Here is a 16354-nt window from a genome sequence, read left to right on the forward strand (position 1 = left end):
GGTCGAACAAATGAATTATTGCTTGCAATATTTTCATTTCATAGTAAATTGCGTTCAGCTAACAACTGTAAGTTGAATTAAATTTCCCCTAAATCATAAGGAATAAAGAATGAAAAGAGCTGTAATTACTGGTTTTGGTATTATTTCAAGTATCGGTAACAACAAAGAAGAAGTTTTGGCTTCATTAAAAGCAGGTAAATCTGGTATTGAAGTCGTGCCTGAGTTTGTTGAAATGAAAATGCGTAGCCATGTTGCGGGCACAATCAAACTTGATCCAAGCGAGCACATCGATCGTAAAGTGTATCGTTTTATGGGTGATGCAGCAGCTTATGCATACCTTTCTATGCGTGAAGCAATTGAAGATTCAGGTTTAACAGAAGATCAAGTTTCAAATGACCGTACAGGTCTTGTAATCGGTGCAGGTACCGGTTCAGCACACAACCAATTAGTGGCTTGTGATGCAGTACGTGGTCCACGCGGTGTGAAAGCAATTGGTCCTTATGCAGTAACTAAAACCATGGCATCAAGTGTGTCAGCTTGTTTAGCAACCCCTTACAAAATCCGTGGTGTGAACTACTCAATTAGTTCTGCTTGTGCAACGTCTGCACACTGTATCGGTCACGCAGTTGAGTTAATCCAATTGGGTAAACAAGATGTAGTTTTCGCAGGTGGTGCGGAAGAATTATCTTGGGAATGTGCAACTGAATTCGATGCAATGGGTGCCGTTTCAACTAAATACAATGATACTCCGGAAAAAGCTTCTCGTGCTTACGATGCAAACCGTGATGGTTTCGTTATCGCAGGTGGTGGTGCAGTTGTCGTTGTTGAAGAATTAGAACACGCATTAGCACGTGGTGCAAAAATCTACGCAGAAATCGTGGGTTATGGTGCAACCTCTGATGGTTACGACATGGTAGCGCCAAGCGGTGAAGGTGCAGAGCGTTGTATGAAACAAGCAATGGCAACGGTAGATACTCCAATTGATTACATCAACGTACACGGTACATCAACACCAGTTGGTGACGTAAAAGAATTAGGTGCAATCAAAAATGTATTTGGTGACAAAATCCCAGCGATTTCTTCAACCAAATCAATGACTGGTCACTCTTTAGGTGCTGCAGGTGCACACGAAGCAATTTATACCTTATTAATGCTACACAATGACTTTATTGCACCAAGCATTAATATCGAAACATTAGACGAGGCGGCAGAAGGCTGCAATATCGTGACTGAAACAAAAGAAAATGCGGGCTTACAAACTGTAATGTCAAACAGCTTTGGTTTCGGCGGTACAAACGCGACTTTAGTGTTCAAACGCTATAACGGCTAATTAAAAAACTCATAAAATCTAACCGCACTTTGGAGCTTCCAAGTGCGGTTTTTTTCTTATTATCAATTCTTTTCCTCCCGCTTATCAGAGAAAATAACATTTAAAATGTGATCTAGTTCAAATTTCTGAACAAAAGAATAAAATTTTTTTATTTTTATAAAACTCTATATAAAAATGCAATTCTCTTTGTTTTTTGACTTTAATCTTTATTTAAAACTTTATTTATTAATTTTTGTAGATTTTAATGCTTTTAAATTTGTTTTTTTAGACTTTTGCAATGCTAGACAAGTTGTTTTCTTTCGGTATGATGGTTCTATTGTTTTGACAACGAATCGTAGTAATAAAAGTGCGGTCAGTTTTAGGAGTAAAATATGAAGAAATTATCCGGTGCGGAAATGGTGGTTCAGTCTTTGCGTGACGAAGGCGTTGAGTATTTATTTGGTTATCCAGGCGGTGCCGTATTGGATATTTATGATGCAATCCATACCCTTGGTGGGATTGAACATATTTTAGTCCGTCATGAGCAAGCTGCGGTGCATATGGCTGATGGTTATGCACGAGCGACCGGTAAAGTAGGTTGTGTGTTAGTGACATCTGGTCCAGGTGCAACCAATGCGATTACGGGGATTTTGACCGCTTATACTGATTCTGTACCAATGGTGATCATTTCAGGTCAGGTAATGAGTAGCTTAATTGGCCGTGATGCGTTCCAAGAATGTGATATGGTGGGGATTTCTCGCCCAGTGGTTAAACACAGCTTTATTGTTAAGAAAGCAGAAGACATTCCGGGGATTTTGAAAAAAGCCTTTTATATTGCTTCAACAGGCCGTCCAGGTCCCGTTGTCGTAGATATTCCAAAAGATACAGTCAACCCAACTTTAAAATATCCTTACGAATATCCAAAATCTGTTGAGCTTCGTTCTTATAATCCAACGGTAAACGGTCACAAAGGTCAAATTAAGAAAGCGTTAAAAGCATTATTAGTGGCTAAAAAACCGGTTTTATTCGTAGGTGGTGGTGCAGTTGCTGCAGGCTGTCATGAAGAATTAACACAATTTGCACAACGTTTAAATTTACCGGTTACCTCATCATTAATGGGGTTAGGTGTGTATCCAAGTACCGATAAACAATTCTTAGGTATGCTTGGGATGCACGGAACTTATGAAGCCAATACAGCGATGCATGAAAGTGATTTAATCCTTGGTGTTGGCGTTCGTTTTGATGACCGTACTACTAACAACTTAGATAAATATTGCCCGAATGCAAAAGTGATTCAGATTGATATTGACCCAACCTCTATTTCTAAAAACGTCCCTGTTGCGATTCCAATTGTAGGTAACGCGAAAAATGTATTGGATGAGTTCTTAAGCTTATTAGGTGAAGAAATCGGTTCACGCCCACAAAACCAATTAGAAGATTGGTGGAAACAAATCGATGAATGGAAAGCGAAAAAATGCTTGGATTTCGACCGCACTTCTGGCGTCATCAAACCACAGCAAGTGATGGAAGCCGTGTATCGTATTACAAAAGGTCAAGCTTATGTGGCATCGGATGTAGGACAACACCAAATGTTTGCCGCATTACATTATCCGTTTGATTTACCACGCCGTTGGATCAACTCGGGTGGCGCAGGTACCATGGGCTTCGGTTTACCGGCTGCATTAGGGGTAAAACTTGCGCATCCTGAAGCAACCGTGGTTTGTGTAACGGGTGATGGCAGTATTCAAATGAATATCCAAGAGCTTTCAACAGCAACACAATATGGTATTCCTGTTGTAGTGATTTGTTTGAACAACCACTTCTTAGGCATGGTAAAACAATGGCAAGATTTGATTTACTCTGGCCGCCATTCTCAAACTTATATGAATTCTTTACCGGATTTCGTGAAGTTAGCTGAATCTTATGGTCATGTGGGCATTCAAATTTCGACACCAGATGAACTAGAAAGTAAATTACAAGAAGCCTTCAGTATTAAAAATAAATTGGTCTTTGTTGATATTAATGTTGATGAAACCGAACACGTTTACCCAATGCAAGTTCGCGGCGGGGCGATGAATGAGATGATTTTAAGCAAACCACAAGAGGAGAAAGAATAATGCGTAGAATTTTATCTGTTTTATTAGAAAATGAATCCGGTGCATTATCTCGTGTGGTCGGCTTGTTTTCCCAACGTGCATTTAACATTGAAAGCTTAACTGTGGCACCAACTGATGATCCAACGCTTTCTCGTATGACGATTGAGGCGGTGGGTGATGAGCAAGTGCTTGAACAAATTGAAAAGCAACTTCACAAATTAGTGGATGTGTTTAAAGTTATTAACTTGAGTGAACATGAACACGTTGAGCGTGAAGTGTTGTTAGTGAAAGTACGTGCAACGGGGTCATCACGTGATGAGTTAAAACGTTTAGCCGATATCTTCCGTGGTCAGATTGTAGATGTAACAACAAAATCCTACACCATTCAATTAACGGGTACAAAAGACAAATTAGATGCTTTTGTTGAAGCAGTGAAGGAAGAAAGTACATTACTTGAGATTGTTCGTTCTGGCTTAATTAGCCTTTCCCGTGGCGAGAAAAATATTCTCTAATGATCTCGAAAGTGCGGTTAAAAATGACCGCACTTTTGAAAACGAAAAAAGGAAGTCATGATTGGCTTCCTTTTTGTTTATTCTGAATGAATGTTAAGCTTCCGATTTATTGGTTAATGCGATATATAAGCAAACCACAAAGCCAGCAAGTAAAACATAAGGCGTAAAGGTTGGAACGCCAGTAGGGGCAGCCGCGAAACCAAAGTTATGTGCCGCTGCTGCGCCCAGTAACATACCGAGTACAAATAATGCTGAGTCATTATTTCCTTCACCAATATTGACTAGCTGTTTGCCTGGACAACCTCCACCTAATGCAAAGCAAAGTCCGCAAAGTGCCATAGAAAGGAAATTGTAGAGATAGTCATTATGCGCGATAGGTTGTTTTTCAAAGCCTAAATGGAATTGACCTAGTAAGGCATTGGTTATTGCTGCAAAGACAATCAATGCAATCACACCGTTTAATAAATGCGCATCACGGAAGAGAACAAAGTTTCGGAATGCCCCAATTGTGCAAAAACGTGATTTTTGCATTAGCACACCGAGAAGTAATCCGCCAGCAAGTGACATCCAAATGGCCGCATGTTGTGCACCAGGGCCTTTTTCTGAGGTGTAAATCGCGAGATTTTCACCAAATTTAAATTGGGTTAAGGCTAAAACAAGCAAAATCACGGCAAAAATTGGACCAATTAAACCTGAAGATTGGCTTTGTTCCTTAGATTTACCTAATGAGAATCCTCGATTTGCGAAGAAAATGCCACCCAATATGCCAGCAAACAATCCTACGATACCTGCAATTGCAGTGAGATCACCGCCGCCTAATCGTAAATAAGCACGCCATGGACAACCTAAGAAAATGAGTGCACCAAGCATCGCAAAAAAGCCTAAGCTAATACGAGCAAGTGGGGCAGAGCCACCACGAGGTTTAAATTCCTTAGATAAGAATGCACTGGCGAGTGCTCCTAAAACTAATCCAATGAGTTCTGGGCGGAGGTATTGCAATGGGGCAGCGTGGTGTAGTCCAAGCGATCCTGCTGTATCGCGTAAGAAACAAGCCGCACAAAATCCCATATTACCAGGATTGCCATTATAAGTGAGAAGTGGCGCAACGATACCAAGTGCAGCACCTGCAACCACAGGCCAAGTTAAAATTTTCATAATTAGACCCTTGTGATATCTGAAGTTAAATTGAATTGTGTGTTTTTAATAATAAAAACAAAGGTATTGTAGAAAGACTTGAAAAATAAAGAAAGTTTATTTTTTTGAAATTGTGAGCAGGATCAATAATTTGATATTAATAACGTCTAAATCCATCTTCCCAAATGTAATTCCACAATATCAACTAAATGTCGAAGGAATGTGGTGTCTTGGTCGTTATGGAAACGGTCAGTGTCTCGAGATTTGAAGAGTAAAAGTGCGGTTGGTTTTTGAGATGTTCCACCTAAACGGCAAATCGCCACAGATCCGATAGGGAGTTCTTCGGGAAGGAACATGAGGGCTTTTTCTTTATTGGAGAGATCGCCTAAATAGAATTGGCGTAAACCCATACGCTCTAAGCGAATGAGTTCAAAGGCTTTTCGGTCTAGCCAGTGTTGTTCAGGTATGGTGTTATTTTTTTGCCAGCTGTCAGTGAAAAGTAAGATTTTGGCACCTTCTAGTTCATAGCCTTTTGCCCAGTCATCCAACTTTTCATTGATGGCAATAAAGTTCTCTGCTTGAAATAGTTTTTTTTGCAAAGGTAAGAGGGCAAAGAAGATATCTGCTTCTTGATGCGCAAGCTGATGAAATTTTTCGAGGAGTTGAGTAAGCGTTTTGATTTGTTCTCGTTGCTGAGCAAGTTGTGCTTCGACTAACGAAATTGTCCCTTCTTCATGGCTATGTGGAATAGTAAGCTGTTGAAGCAGTTCTGGTCGATGGGTAAAAAAATCAGGGTGATTTTTTAGGTAGTCTGCAATATCTTGTTCAGTCATCAAAAACTCCTTAAAAAATAACCGCACTTGGTTATGCCAAAGTGCGGTTTATTTTTATGCGGTTTTAGGCCGCAAATGGATCGCGTAAAATCATTGTTTGAACACGATCTGGACCCGTTGAAAGGATAGCGACTGGCACACCAGTTACTTCTTCGATACGTTTGATGTAATTATGACAAGTTTGCGGTAATTTATTTACATCAGTCACACCAAAGGTGTTTTCTTTCCAGCCTGGTAAGGTTTCGTAAATTGGTTCTACGCCTTCCCAATCTTTCGCTGCTAATGGAGCGTATTCAACGATTTCGCCATTTGGCATTTTATAAGCCGTACAGATTTTCACTTCATCGAAGCCATCTAATACGTCTAATTTGGTCATGCAGAAACCAGAAATTGAGTTAAGTTGAATTGCGCGGCGAATCGCTACAGCATCAAACCAACCACAACGACGTGGACGACCAGTTACTGCACCAAATTCGTTACCTTTACGAGCAATTTCAGCACCGGTTTCATCGAATAATTCAGTGGTGAATGGACCGCCACCAACACGTGTACAGTATGCTTTGATGATACCTAACACATAATCAAGGTTACGAGGACCGAAACCGGAGCCTGTCGCTACGCCACCAGCAGTAGTGTTAGAACTGGTTACATAAGGATAGGTACCGTGGTCGATATCAAGCATGGTGCCTTGTGCACCTTCGAACAGGATGTTGTCGCCATTTTTACGAGCGGTGTCTAAGATGGTTGTAATATCTGCCACCATGCCAGTAATAATATCGGCTACTGTGAACACGTCGTCTAATGTTTTTTGATAATCAACAGGTTCTACTTTGTAGTAGTTCACCAATTGGAAATTATAGTATTCAAGGATATTTTTTAATTTTTCAGCAAAGGCTTCGCGATTGAATAAATCACCCACGCGTAAACCACGACGAGCTACTTTATCTTCATAAGCAGGGCCGATACCACGACCGGTTGTACCAATGGCTTTTTTACCTAATGCAGCTTCACGAGCGTGATCCATTGCAACGTGATAAGGTAGGATTAATGGACAAGCTTCTGAAATTAATAAACGTTCACGTACTTTTACACCACGGCTTTCTAATTCGCCCATTTCTTGCATTAATGCAGCAGGAGAAAGCACCACGCCGTTACCGATTAAACAGGTCACGTTATCACGTAAAATACCTGATGGAATTAAGCGTAATACGGTTTTCTCACCATTAATAATTAAAGTGTGACCTGCGTTATGACCACCTTGGTAACGCACCACATATTTAACGCGATCTGTTAATAAATCAACGATCTTGCCTTTCCCTTCATCGCCCCACTGAGCGCCAAGAACAACAACACTTTTTCCCATAATTTCCGCCTTAAGTTTGCGTAAGTTTATAAATCAGACAAACGATTACTTTACTCTTTTTTGCTCGTAATCTCAAATTTTAAACGTAAAAAAGTGCGGTTATTTTTAACCGCACTTTTAGTAAATTTTTTATTCAAACAATGATTTGTGTAATGAACGAACCACATCATCTGCTTTGTCACTATGTGCTAGCATACAAATGTTATTCGTGCTTGCACCATAGCTAATCATGCGAATGTTATAGCCTTCAAGAGTGTCAAAAATACGTTTTGCCACACCTGAAGCGAGGTGTAAGTCATTTCCAATTAATGCGACAAGCGATAAGCCTGTATCCACTTTCACGGTGCAGTATTGGCTTAATTCTTCTAATAATTCAGGAGAAAGTAATTCTACACCAGATGAAGCAGAGCCCGTTTTATCTAAGGTTAATGCAATGCTTACTTCAGAAGTTGTGATCGTATCCACAGAAATTTTATATTTCGCTAAGATAGTGAATACATTCGCTAAGAAGCCTTGTGCATGTAGCATACTGAGACTTGAAAGGGTTAGTAGGGTTTGATCGCGACGTAATGCAATTGCACGGAATGTTGGGCGAGGTTGCGGATCACGAGTAACCCAAGTGCCGCCAGCTTCTGGTGCTTTACTTGAACCTACATAAACAGGGATATTACTACGCACAGCAGGAAGCAATGTCGCAGGGTGTAATACTTTCGCCCCAAAGGTTGCCATTTCAGCTGCTTCAGCAAAGCTCATGGTATCAATACGTTGTGCATTTGGTACGATACGTGGATCGGTCGTATAAATTCCCGCCACATCAGTCCAAATTAAGACGTCTTTTGCGTTTAATACTTCTGCTAAAAGTGCAGCAGAGTAGTCACTACCACCACGGCCTAACGTTGTGGTTTTACCACCCGGTTCACGACCGATAAAGCCTTGAGTGATAACTAATTCACCGCGGTCGATTAATGGTTTTAATAAATTATCGCAGTTCGCTTGAGTTTGTGCATCATCTGGTGCAGCTTTACCAAAGTTATCATTAGTTGCCACTAAAGTACGTACATCAACCCAAGTTGCAGAAGCTTGTAATTCTCTTAATACTTCAATGAAAATTTGCGTTGACATCATTTCACCGTGGCTAATGAGCTCATCAGTTAAAGCAAGTGATGTTGCAAGGCTAGCTGCTTCAGAAAGCGCGGTAATATTTTCTAAGTATTTTTCAATGACAGGGCGAACACGGCTGTCGTCTTTTAATTCATTTAAAATGTTTTCTTGAATTTGGCGGACTTCACCAATTAATTTCGCGCGCTCTTCTGCTTCTACACCATTGGCTAAGGCAACTAATAAGTTTGTTACACCAGCTGATGCAGAAAGCACGACAACGCGAGTATTAGGATCTGCAATGACGATTTTGGCACAAGCTTGCATAGCGGAATAGTTCGCGACGGATGTACCACCAAATTTTGCTACCGATAAATGAGACATAAGATAATCCTCTAAAATGAAAAAAAGTAAGATATTGTGTTTTATGATGGCTATTAGAAATAGCGATTTAAGTAAAAATTGTCAAATAAATATGATAAAAAATCGTATAAAAATCTTTTTATTTAGATCTTTTTTGATTAAACAGGGTAAAAATTAAAGAATAGTTAACTATTCAGTAGGCATTGGTAACGGTTCTGGCGTGCCAAGAAAATAAGGTTTTACCCCGATGATTAAGTCTAATACGGCTTTCACGCGAGCAAACATTTCGCGGACACGCGTCCCAAAATAAACTTCTGGCTGTTTCGCGGTGAAACAAATGGCATCAATATCATAATGTTTAGCAATAAGCAGAGCACGTTCACAATGGAATTTTTGACTGATGATCGTAAAGGAGGGAACTTGGAAAACTTTATTTGCTCGCACAACAGAGTCTAAGGTGCGGAATCCTGCAAAATCTTTAAACATAACGCTTTCAGACACGCCCATTTTACGTAGGTCCAAAAACATGGTACGAGGCTCGTTATATTGAAGCGTGCGGTTATCACCACTTAGCAGTAAATAATCAACTTTATTTTGATCGATTAAGTATTTTGATGCTTCCAAACGGTAGTCGTAATATTTGTTGGTTTTACCTTTGGCGACATATTTGGATGTGCCCAATACTAATGCATAGTGGCGATGTGGGAGCGTTTCAACGTCTTCATAAACGCGATCTTGTACATAGAAACTAATAGCACGATCAATGGTGAAGCAACCAATCAAGACGAGTAAACCTAACCCCAAAGCGTAGCCGAGGAGTTTTTTCAGCGGAAGGCGAGAGAGCCATGAAAGTGCGGTCATTTTTAACCGCATTTTGGATAGTTGCATATGGCTAACATACTGAAAAATCAAAATAATTTCAAGTGTAATTTGTCTACCAAATTGATAAGGAAATATTTAGACGTCTAAACGTCTAAAATTTCTTGACAAAAAACATGAGCTGTTGATAATTGTTAAATCATCAACGTAAAAGGTTATCATTTTAATGGCTGTGCAAAATGTCGTGCTTTTTCAAGACAATCCCCTCCAATTAACATTGGGTGGGCAGCTTTCGCCTATCAATGTCGCGTATCAAACTTACGGGACTTTAAATGCAGATAAAAGCAATGCTGTATTGATTTGTCATGCCTTAACGGGAGATGCAGAACCTTATTTTGATGAACCGAATAAAGATGGTTGGTGGCAAAATTTTATGGGGGATGGCCTCGCATTTGACACATCTAAATATTTTTTCATTTGTTCAAATGTATTAGGCGGTTGTAAAGGAACAACGGGACCAAGCTCAATTAATCCCACTACGGGAAAACCTTATGGTAGTCAGTTCCCCAATATTATTGTTCAAGATATTATCAAAGTACAAAAAGCGTTACTTGACTATCTCGGTATAACACATCTAAAAGCGATAGTGGGCGGCTCTTTTGGCGGTATGCAAGCTACACAATGGGCAATTGATTATCCGGATTTTATGGATAATATTGTGAATCTTTGCTCTTCGATTTTCTTCAGTGCAGAAGCTATTGGGTTTAATCATGTGATGCGTCAGGCTGTCATTAATGATCCGAATTTTAATAATGGTGATTATTATGAAGGGACACCGCCTAATCAAGGTCTTTCTATTGCTCGTATGTTGGGAATGTTAACTTATCGGACAGATGTACAGTTAGCCAAGGCATTTGGACGAGCGACTAAATCTGAAGGACAATTTTGGGGTGATCACTTTCAAGTGGAATCCTATTTGAGTTATCAAGGTAAAAAATTCTTAGAGCGTTTTGATGCTAACACCTATTTGCATTTATTGCGTGCTCTTGATCTGTATGATCCTAGCGTAGGGTATACGGATGTCAAAGAAGCCTTATCTCGAATTAAAGCCTGCTATACATTGGTTTCAGTGACAACAGATCAACTATTTAAATCCATTGATTTGCATAAAAGTAAACAGCTTTTAGAGCAAGCAGGCGTGGATTTAAGATTCTACGAATTCCCATCGGATTATGGTCACGATGCGTTTTTAGTGGACTATACAGCGTTTGAAAATAAAATCCGAAGTGGATTAGAAGGCGAGTTTGAATAACATGAATAGAAAAGGCGGAAATCTCCGCCTTTTTTGATCTTTATAGATGGCTCACAAAACGTGATAAATCTTTTGGTTTACAGTCTCTTTCTAATTTTTCAGCTGCGGTACCAATTTGTAATAAGGCAACGATCTTATCATTTTTGTCACAACCAAATGCTTCACGTAATTCACGTCCCTCAACGAGAGGACCAGTTGCCCAAAAACTTTCAAAACCCAATGCATTGCCCGCAAGTTGAATCGCATAAGTTGCTGCACCTGCAGTAAGCATTTGTTCCCAACCTGGTACTTTTTTAACTTCATGATTAATTTTAGCAATCACCGCAATGACCATCGGCGCACGGCGTGCAAAATTTTCTGCTTTTTTTAATCGTTCTTCACCTAAATCAAATTCAGTCACCGCCGCTTTGAGCAAGCTTTCCAATTTACTTAAACCTGTGCCTTGGATTACCACGAAATGATAAGGCTCAAGTTTACCATGATCAGGTGCATGTAAAGCGGCTTGAAACATTTGTTCTAATTGCACTTGGCTTGGTGCGGGTGCAGTTAATTTTTTATTCGATTTGCGTTGTGTTAAAAGGGTTAATGCATCCATAGTATTTTCCTTCTTCTAGTTAAGTGCGGTTGATTATAGCATAGTTTTTCATAGGACTTTATGATAGGCTACGCACAATTTTTATTTCTGTTTTAAAGGTTTAATTTCGCATGAATGTCATCTTAAGCGTATTGAAATTTTGTTGTAAAGCGTTCAATTTTATCCGAAATCTTGTGATGAATTTTGTGTTCTTACTGTTTGTTTTAGCGTTGATTGTGCTTGTCAGCCTTTTTAGTGATGGTAAGAAAAGCCAAGTTTTATCGGGCGATCAAGGCGCATTATATTTAAATTTAACAGGCTATCTTGCAGATAACACGGAAGATATGCTGAGTTGGCAAGAGGAATTTCAACGTTTAAATAATGAAAAGGTCTCGTATAAATATTCTACGTTTGATGTGGTACAAAGCATTTTATCTGCGAAAGATGATGAACGAATTCGTGGTTTAGTGTTGAATTTAAATGACTTTGAAGGGGGGGATCTTCCATCATTAGAGTATGTAGGAAAAGCGATTCAAAGTTTCAAAGAGTCAGAAAAGCCGGTTATTGCTTATGCTGACAATTACACGCAGGCACAATATTTCCTTGCGAGTTTTGCGGATGACATTTATCTCAATCCAATTGGGCAAGTTGGTATTCAAGGTTTGCGTCAGGAAAATCTTTACTTTAAATCCATGCTCGAAAAACTTGAAATCACACCACATATTTTCCGTGTAGGGACTTATAAGTCCGCAGTAGAACCGTTCTTGCGTGATGATATGTCGCCAGAAGCAAAAGCGAATATGCAAAAATGGCTTGGTGGCATGTGGCAAAACTATATGCAAACACTAATGGTTAATCGCCATATTACCGCTAATGATGTATTACCGAATGCACAAAAATACATTAGTGATTTAAAAGCGTTAAAAGGTGATGAAACGGCTTATGTGAAAAAACGTCAGTTAGTGACACAGTTTGCGACAAGATTGGATTTAGATAAAAAATTGACCGCACTTTTCGGCCAAGGTGAGGAGGGCAAGGCCAAATTAGTCGATTTTGAAGATTATTTATCTGATTTAGGCGATCGCTTCTCTGTCGATCCAAATGAAAAAAATATCGTTGCTGTAGTGAATGTTGAAGGGACGATTATTGATGGTGAAAGCGATGAGGAATCAGCTGGCGGCGATACCATCGCGAAATTATTGAGACAAGCCTACGATAATGAGAAAGTAAAAGCAGTTGTTCTCCGTGTTAACTCACCGGGTGGCAGTGCATTTGCCTCTGAAATTATTCGTCAGGAAACGGAAAATCTTCAAAAAGCAGGCAAACCTGTTGTAGTATCAATGGGAGGCATGGCTGCTTCTGGTGGTTATTGGATTTCTTCAACAGCTGACTATATCGTGGCGGATAAAAATACGATTACGGGTTCAATCGGGATTTTTGCATTATTCCCAACCTTTGAAAATACGATCAAAAAAATGGGAATGAGTACCGATGGTGTGGCGACAACAGATCTCGCGGAAACATCAGCATTAAGTCCATTGAGTAAGAATACACAGGATATTTATCAACTTAGTATCGAAAACGGTTATGACCGTTTCTTAGATGTGGTAAGTCGTGGTCGTCAATTATCAAAAGAAAAAGTGGATAAAATTGCTCAGGGCCAAGTTTGGCTAGGGCAAGATGCACAGAAAAACGGCTTAGTGGACGAATTAGGTGATATTGATGTAGCCATTGATAAAGCGGTCGCACTAGTCAATCAACATCCTGATAAATACATGGATAATTTTAGTGTGCAATGGTTGGTTGATGAAGATAATAGTTTCTTCGCTAAATTAGATCGCAAGCTTAAACAAAAAGGTCAAGCGTTACTGACAAATTGGTTGGGATTGCCACAGGAAGTACATCAAGTGAAAAAACAACTGAATGTGTTAACTCAATTTAATGATCCGAAAGGGCAGTATTTATATTGTTTGAATTGCGGTTCAGTGAAGTAATATGTGAAGTATAAAAAAGGGCGGAAATTATATTCCGCCTTTTTTTATCCAATTAACTTATTTTTCATTTTTGATATTAGAGAAAATATTCGCCAAAATTGGACCCGATACATTGTGCCAGAAACTAAATAAAGCACTTGGTACCGCTGCAATTGGATTGAAATGTGCAGCAGCTAATGCAGCACCTAAACCTGAGTTTTGCATACCCACTTCAATTGCCACCGCTTTACTGTCTGCCGTATTAAGTTTAAATAATTTCGCCGCAAAGTACCCAATTAAATAACCTAAGCAGTTATGTAAAACCACTACGCTAAAAATTAATAGGCCTGATTCTACAATTTTATCTTTACTTACTGCTACAACGGCTGCCAAGATTAATACGATAGAAATAACAGAGACTAATGGCATAGTTTGGCTTGCTTGTTCCACTTGTTTTTTGAAGAGAGCTCGAACAACTAAACCTAAGAAAATTGGGAACAATACCATTTTTAATACAGACATAAACATTGCGCCTGCATCAATATCTAACCATTGGCTTGCTAGCACATAGAAAATAGCAGGGGTCAATACTGGTGAAAGTAAGGTTGAGATTGTCGTACAAGCAACAGAAAGCGCGGTGTTACCTTTTGCTAAATAAGTCATTACGTTTGATGACGTACCACCCGGGCAAGAACCCACAAGAATCACACCAACTGCTAAATCAGCTGGCAAATCAAAGGCTTTTGCTAATCCAAATGCGATGGCCGGCATAATGATAAATTGACCTGCAACACCAATGAATACCGATTTAGGATGTTTAGCCACTTCACTGAAATCAGCAAAAGTTAAGGTAATTCCCATACCAAACATTACTAAACCTAAAAGGTAAGGAATGTAGGGTGCAAAAATTTTGAATTGCTCAGGGAAGAGAAAGGCGAGAAGAGCAAAAACAATCGCCCATAGTGCGAAAGTTTTGCTCACAAAGTTAGTGAGTTTTAATAATGCTTGCATAGTTGCTTTCCTATTTTGTTAAGAAGAATGAAAAGAGCGGTCAATTTTAAAGACGTTTTTTTGAGATGTCTATGCCTAACTTGTTTTACAGAGAATTAGGAAGTGGTTGTTTGCCAAGCATTTTCATCAAGCAATTGACCAAAATGACTTTCTACAAGTAGGCGAGTAATGTTATTTTGAGGATTGGTAAAGATCTCTCTCGGTGTGCCAGACTCGATAATTTCACCTTCATCCATCACCAAAACTTGATCGGCAATATGTTTGATAATGCCTAAATTTTGTCCGACATAAATATAAGAAATGCCTAAATGTTCTTGTAAATCTAAAATCAGATTAAGCAATTGAATACGCACAGAAGCATCTAATGTACTCAATGCATCGTCAATAATAATGATCTCTGGTTGAAGAATCAGTGCGCGAGCTAAGGCGATCCGCTGTTTTTGACTGACCGAAAGATGTTTAATTTTAAGATTGGTGTAATCAGGATAAAGCCCCACGAGCGAAAGTGTTTCAAAGATCTTTTCATTGCGAGTCTCTTCATCCCAATCGGTAATTAATCGCAGTGGTGCATCTAAGGCTTGTCCAATATTTAAACGCGGGTTAAATGCTGAATTCGCATCTTGGAAAACCATTCGAATATGCTGTGCGCGATAGTGAAAATCTTCGAATTGTAATGGTAAATCATTAAATAAGATTTTTCCTGAAGCTGGGGGAGTAATCCCCGCAATCATTTTTACTAAGGTCGATTTACCCGAACCATTTTTACCGATAATCGCAAGGGTTTCTTTACGGTTAAGCGTAAAGCTGACGTCTTTTACCGCATAAAACTGCTCCGAGCCAAAAAGTTTGGCGGGTTCATCAAAGGTTTTACTGAGATTTTCCACTTGTAATAATGGCATTATTCGTTTCCTTTTGATTCGGTATTGAGCGTAAGCGGTGAAGTTGCAATTTTATCCTTAAACTGCCGTTCTCGAAGGTTAATCGGGTGATGGCAGGAAAACTCATGCTGTTTAATGCGATATCGGCTTGGCTTTTGAATACATTCACGCTGAGCAAAAGGGCAGCGTGGTCCTAAACGGCAACCAATCGGCATTTGTTCCAAAATCGGCACCGTGCCTTCTAATGTGCCTAATTTGCTTTTAAAACCTAAGGGGCGACTAAAATCTGGAACAGAGTAAAGCAATGCTTGTGTATAAGGATGATGAGGCATTTCTAATATTTGGTCGGTCGGCCCAGACTCTGTATTTTGCCCACAATAAAGAACGGAAATGCTATCACACCATTCACTGATACTTTTAAGATCGTTACTGGCTAATAAAATTGTTGTACCTTGGTTTTGGTTCATACTTGAAAGCAAACGGAAAATTTGCAATGCCGTAATGGATTCCAAAGAATTAGTGGGTTCATCTGCAATTAAGAGACGAGGTTGATTTGCTACAGCTACGGCAATCATCACTTTTTGACCTTCACCTTCAGTGAGTTCATTTGGATAACTCGCCATAATATCTTGGTGGTCTTTAATCCCTACACGGTGCAGTAATTCAATCGCACGACGTTTTTTCCAACCAAACCATTGCCACCAACGACCTTTAAAGGTCCAGTTTGGAATACTTTGAATAAGCTGTTTACCAATTTTTCGACTTGGATCAAGACAACTTAATGGGTTTTGAAAGATCATTGAAATTTCTTTTCCAACGATTTTTCGACGTTGATTCGGTGTCAGTTTAAGCAATTCAATATCATTAAAACGAAAACGGTCAGCGGTGACAATCCAGTTGTCTTTAATGGAATTACTGATTACTTTAGCGATTAAACTTTTACCTGAACCTGATTCACCGACGAGTCCTAGAATTTCCCCTTCATTAAGCGAAAGATTGACGCCGTCCACAATTTTCATGCGACCGTTTGGTGTTTGAATTTCAATATTAAGATTGCGAATATCTAACAGCGCCATGGG

The 16354-nt window shown here is 39.4% G+C and carries 14 protein-coding genes; 5 read left to right on the forward strand and 9 right to left on the reverse strand.

Features of this window, described 5'->3' with window-relative positions; translation table 11 throughout:
* Positions 1 to 109: 109 nt before the first annotated feature.
* From fabB to ilvN, 3 genes are all read left to right on the forward strand, one after another.
* Positions 110 to 1330: a beta-ketoacyl-ACP synthase I gene (gene fabB, locus ADA56_RS02370; RefSeq protein WP_005698496.1), complete on the forward strand. Its 1221-nt coding sequence runs from the start codon at positions 110 to 112 to the stop codon at positions 1328 to 1330.
* A 371-nt stretch (positions 1331 to 1701) separates the two neighbouring features.
* On the forward strand, positions 1702 to 3426 hold the full coding sequence (locus ADA56_RS02375; protein ID WP_049369001.1) for an acetolactate synthase 3 large subunit: 1725 nt from the start codon (positions 1702 to 1704) through the stop codon (positions 3424 to 3426).
* The gene (ilvN, locus tag ADA56_RS02380) at positions 3426 to 3917 is read left to right on the forward strand and encodes an acetolactate synthase small subunit (RefSeq protein ID WP_005695880.1); all 492 of its coding nucleotides are present in this window, start codon (positions 3426 to 3428) and stop codon (positions 3915 to 3917) included. The genes ADA56_RS02375 and ilvN overlap by 1 nt, the downstream gene beginning before the upstream one ends.
* A gap of 93 nt (positions 3918 to 4010) precedes the next feature.
* Here ilvN and yedE read toward each other — a convergent pair whose 3' ends face one another.
* From yedE to ADA56_RS02405, 5 genes are all read right to left on the reverse strand, one after another.
* On the reverse strand, positions 4011 to 5072 hold the full coding sequence (yedE, locus tag ADA56_RS02385; protein ID WP_049369002.1) for a YedE family putative selenium transporter: 1062 nt from the start codon (positions 5070 to 5072) through the stop codon (positions 4011 to 4013).
* 146 nt (positions 5073 to 5218) lie between these two features.
* Positions 5219 to 5884: a DUF484 family protein gene (locus ADA56_RS02390; protein WP_049369003.1), complete on the reverse strand. Its 666-nt coding sequence runs from the start codon at positions 5882 to 5884 to the stop codon at positions 5219 to 5221.
* A 64-nt stretch (positions 5885 to 5948) separates the two neighbouring features.
* Positions 5949 to 7247, reverse strand: coding sequence for an adenylosuccinate synthase (gene purA, locus ADA56_RS02395; RefSeq protein ID WP_049369004.1), 1299 nt, complete (start codon positions 7245 to 7247; stop codon positions 5949 to 5951).
* A gap of 129 nt (positions 7248 to 7376) precedes the next feature.
* On the reverse strand, positions 7377 to 8729 hold the full coding sequence (gene lysC / locus ADA56_RS02400) for a lysine-sensitive aspartokinase 3 (RefSeq protein ID WP_049369005.1): 1353 nt from the start codon (positions 8727 to 8729) through the stop codon (positions 7377 to 7379).
* 168 nt (positions 8730 to 8897) lie between these two features.
* On the reverse strand, positions 8898 to 9596 hold the full coding sequence (locus ADA56_RS02405) for a SanA/YdcF family protein (RefSeq protein WP_049369006.1): 699 nt from the start codon (positions 9594 to 9596) through the stop codon (positions 8898 to 8900).
* Positions 9597 to 9753: 157 nt separating this feature from the next.
* Between ADA56_RS02405 and metX the strand changes: the two genes are divergently transcribed.
* A complete protein-coding gene (gene metX / locus ADA56_RS02410) occupies positions 9754 to 10839 on the forward strand; it encodes a homoserine O-acetyltransferase MetX (protein WP_049365909.1) in 1086 nt (361 codons plus the stop codon).
* A gap of 40 nt (positions 10840 to 10879) precedes the next feature.
* On the opposite strand, the gene ADA56_RS02415 is transcribed toward metX, so the two are convergent.
* A complete protein-coding gene (locus tag ADA56_RS02415; RefSeq protein ID WP_049365908.1) occupies positions 10880 to 11434 on the reverse strand; it encodes a nitroreductase family protein in 555 nt (184 codons plus the stop codon).
* A gap of 110 nt (positions 11435 to 11544) precedes the next feature.
* Here ADA56_RS02415 and sppA point away from each other — a divergent pair, with 110 nt between their 5' ends.
* Positions 11545 to 13407, forward strand: a complete 1863-nt coding sequence (gene sppA, locus ADA56_RS02420; RefSeq protein WP_049369007.1) for a signal peptide peptidase SppA — start codon at positions 11545 to 11547, stop codon at positions 13405 to 13407.
* Positions 13408 to 13464: 57 nt separating this feature from the next.
* Here sppA and ADA56_RS02425 read toward each other — a convergent pair whose 3' ends face one another.
* From ADA56_RS02425 to ADA56_RS02435, 3 genes are all read right to left on the reverse strand, one after another.
* Positions 13465 to 14397: a bile acid:sodium symporter family protein gene (locus ADA56_RS02425; RefSeq protein WP_049365906.1), complete on the reverse strand. Its 933-nt coding sequence runs from the start codon at positions 14395 to 14397 to the stop codon at positions 13465 to 13467.
* 95 nt (positions 14398 to 14492) lie between these two features.
* Entirely contained in the window at positions 14493 to 15296 is an 804-nt protein-coding gene (locus ADA56_RS02430; RefSeq protein ID WP_049369008.1) for an ATP-binding cassette domain-containing protein, read from the reverse strand.
* On the reverse strand, positions 15296 to 16351 hold the full coding sequence (locus tag ADA56_RS02435) for an oligopeptide/dipeptide ABC transporter ATP-binding protein (protein ID WP_049367513.1): 1056 nt from the start codon (positions 16349 to 16351) through the stop codon (positions 15296 to 15298). Before ADA56_RS02435 ends, ADA56_RS02430 begins: the two co-directional genes overlap by 1 nt.
* Between the last annotated feature and the right edge of the window lie 3 nt (positions 16352 to 16354).

The organism is Parahaemophilus parainfluenzae, from assembly GCF_001055095.1.
In the GTDB taxonomy this organism is placed as follows: domain Bacteria; phylum Pseudomonadota; class Gammaproteobacteria; order Enterobacterales; family Pasteurellaceae; genus Haemophilus_D; species Haemophilus_D parainfluenzae_Z.

Coding starts and splice junctions, on each gene's coding strand:
- fabB (WP_005698496.1), top strand. CDS start 110: ATGAAAAGAGCTGTAATTACTGGTTTTGGTATTATTTCAAGTATCGGT.
- ADA56_RS02375 (WP_049369001.1), top strand. CDS start 1,702: ATGAAGAAATTATCCGGTGCGGAAATGGTGGTTCAGTCTTTGCGTGAC.
- ilvN (WP_005695880.1), top strand. CDS start 3,426: ATGCGTAGAATTTTATCTGTTTTATTAGAAAATGAATCCGGTGCATTA.
- yedE (WP_049369002.1), bottom strand. CDS start 5,072: ATGAAAATTTTAACTTGGCCTGTGGTTGCAGGTGCTGCACTTGGTATC.
- ADA56_RS02390 (WP_049369003.1), bottom strand. CDS start 5,884: ATGACTGAACAAGATATTGCAGACTACCTAAAAAATCACCCTGATTTT.
- purA (WP_049369004.1), bottom strand. CDS start 7,247: ATGGGAAAAAGTGTTGTTGTTCTTGGCGCTCAGTGGGGCGATGAAGGG.
- lysC (WP_049369005.1), bottom strand. CDS start 8,729: ATGTCTCATTTATCGGTAGCAAAATTTGGTGGTACATCCGTCGCGAAC.
- ADA56_RS02405 (WP_049369006.1), bottom strand. CDS start 9,596: ATGCAACTATCCAAAATGCGGTTAAAAATGACCGCACTTTCATGGCTC.
- metX (WP_049365909.1), top strand. CDS start 9,754: ATGGCTGTGCAAAATGTCGTGCTTTTTCAAGACAATCCCCTCCAATTA.
- ADA56_RS02415 (WP_049365908.1), bottom strand. CDS start 11,434: ATGGATGCATTAACCCTTTTAACACAACGCAAATCGAATAAAAAATTA.
- sppA (WP_049369007.1), top strand. CDS start 11,545: ATGAATGTCATCTTAAGCGTATTGAAATTTTGTTGTAAAGCGTTCAAT.
- ADA56_RS02425 (WP_049365906.1), bottom strand. CDS start 14,397: ATGCAAGCATTATTAAAACTCACTAACTTTGTGAGCAAAACTTTCGCA.
- ADA56_RS02430 (WP_049369008.1), bottom strand. CDS start 15,296: ATGCCATTATTACAAGTGGAAAATCTCAGTAAAACCTTTGATGAACCC.
- ADA56_RS02435 (WP_049367513.1), bottom strand. CDS start 16,351: ATGGCGCTGTTAGATATTCGCAATCTTAATATTGAAATTCAAACACCA.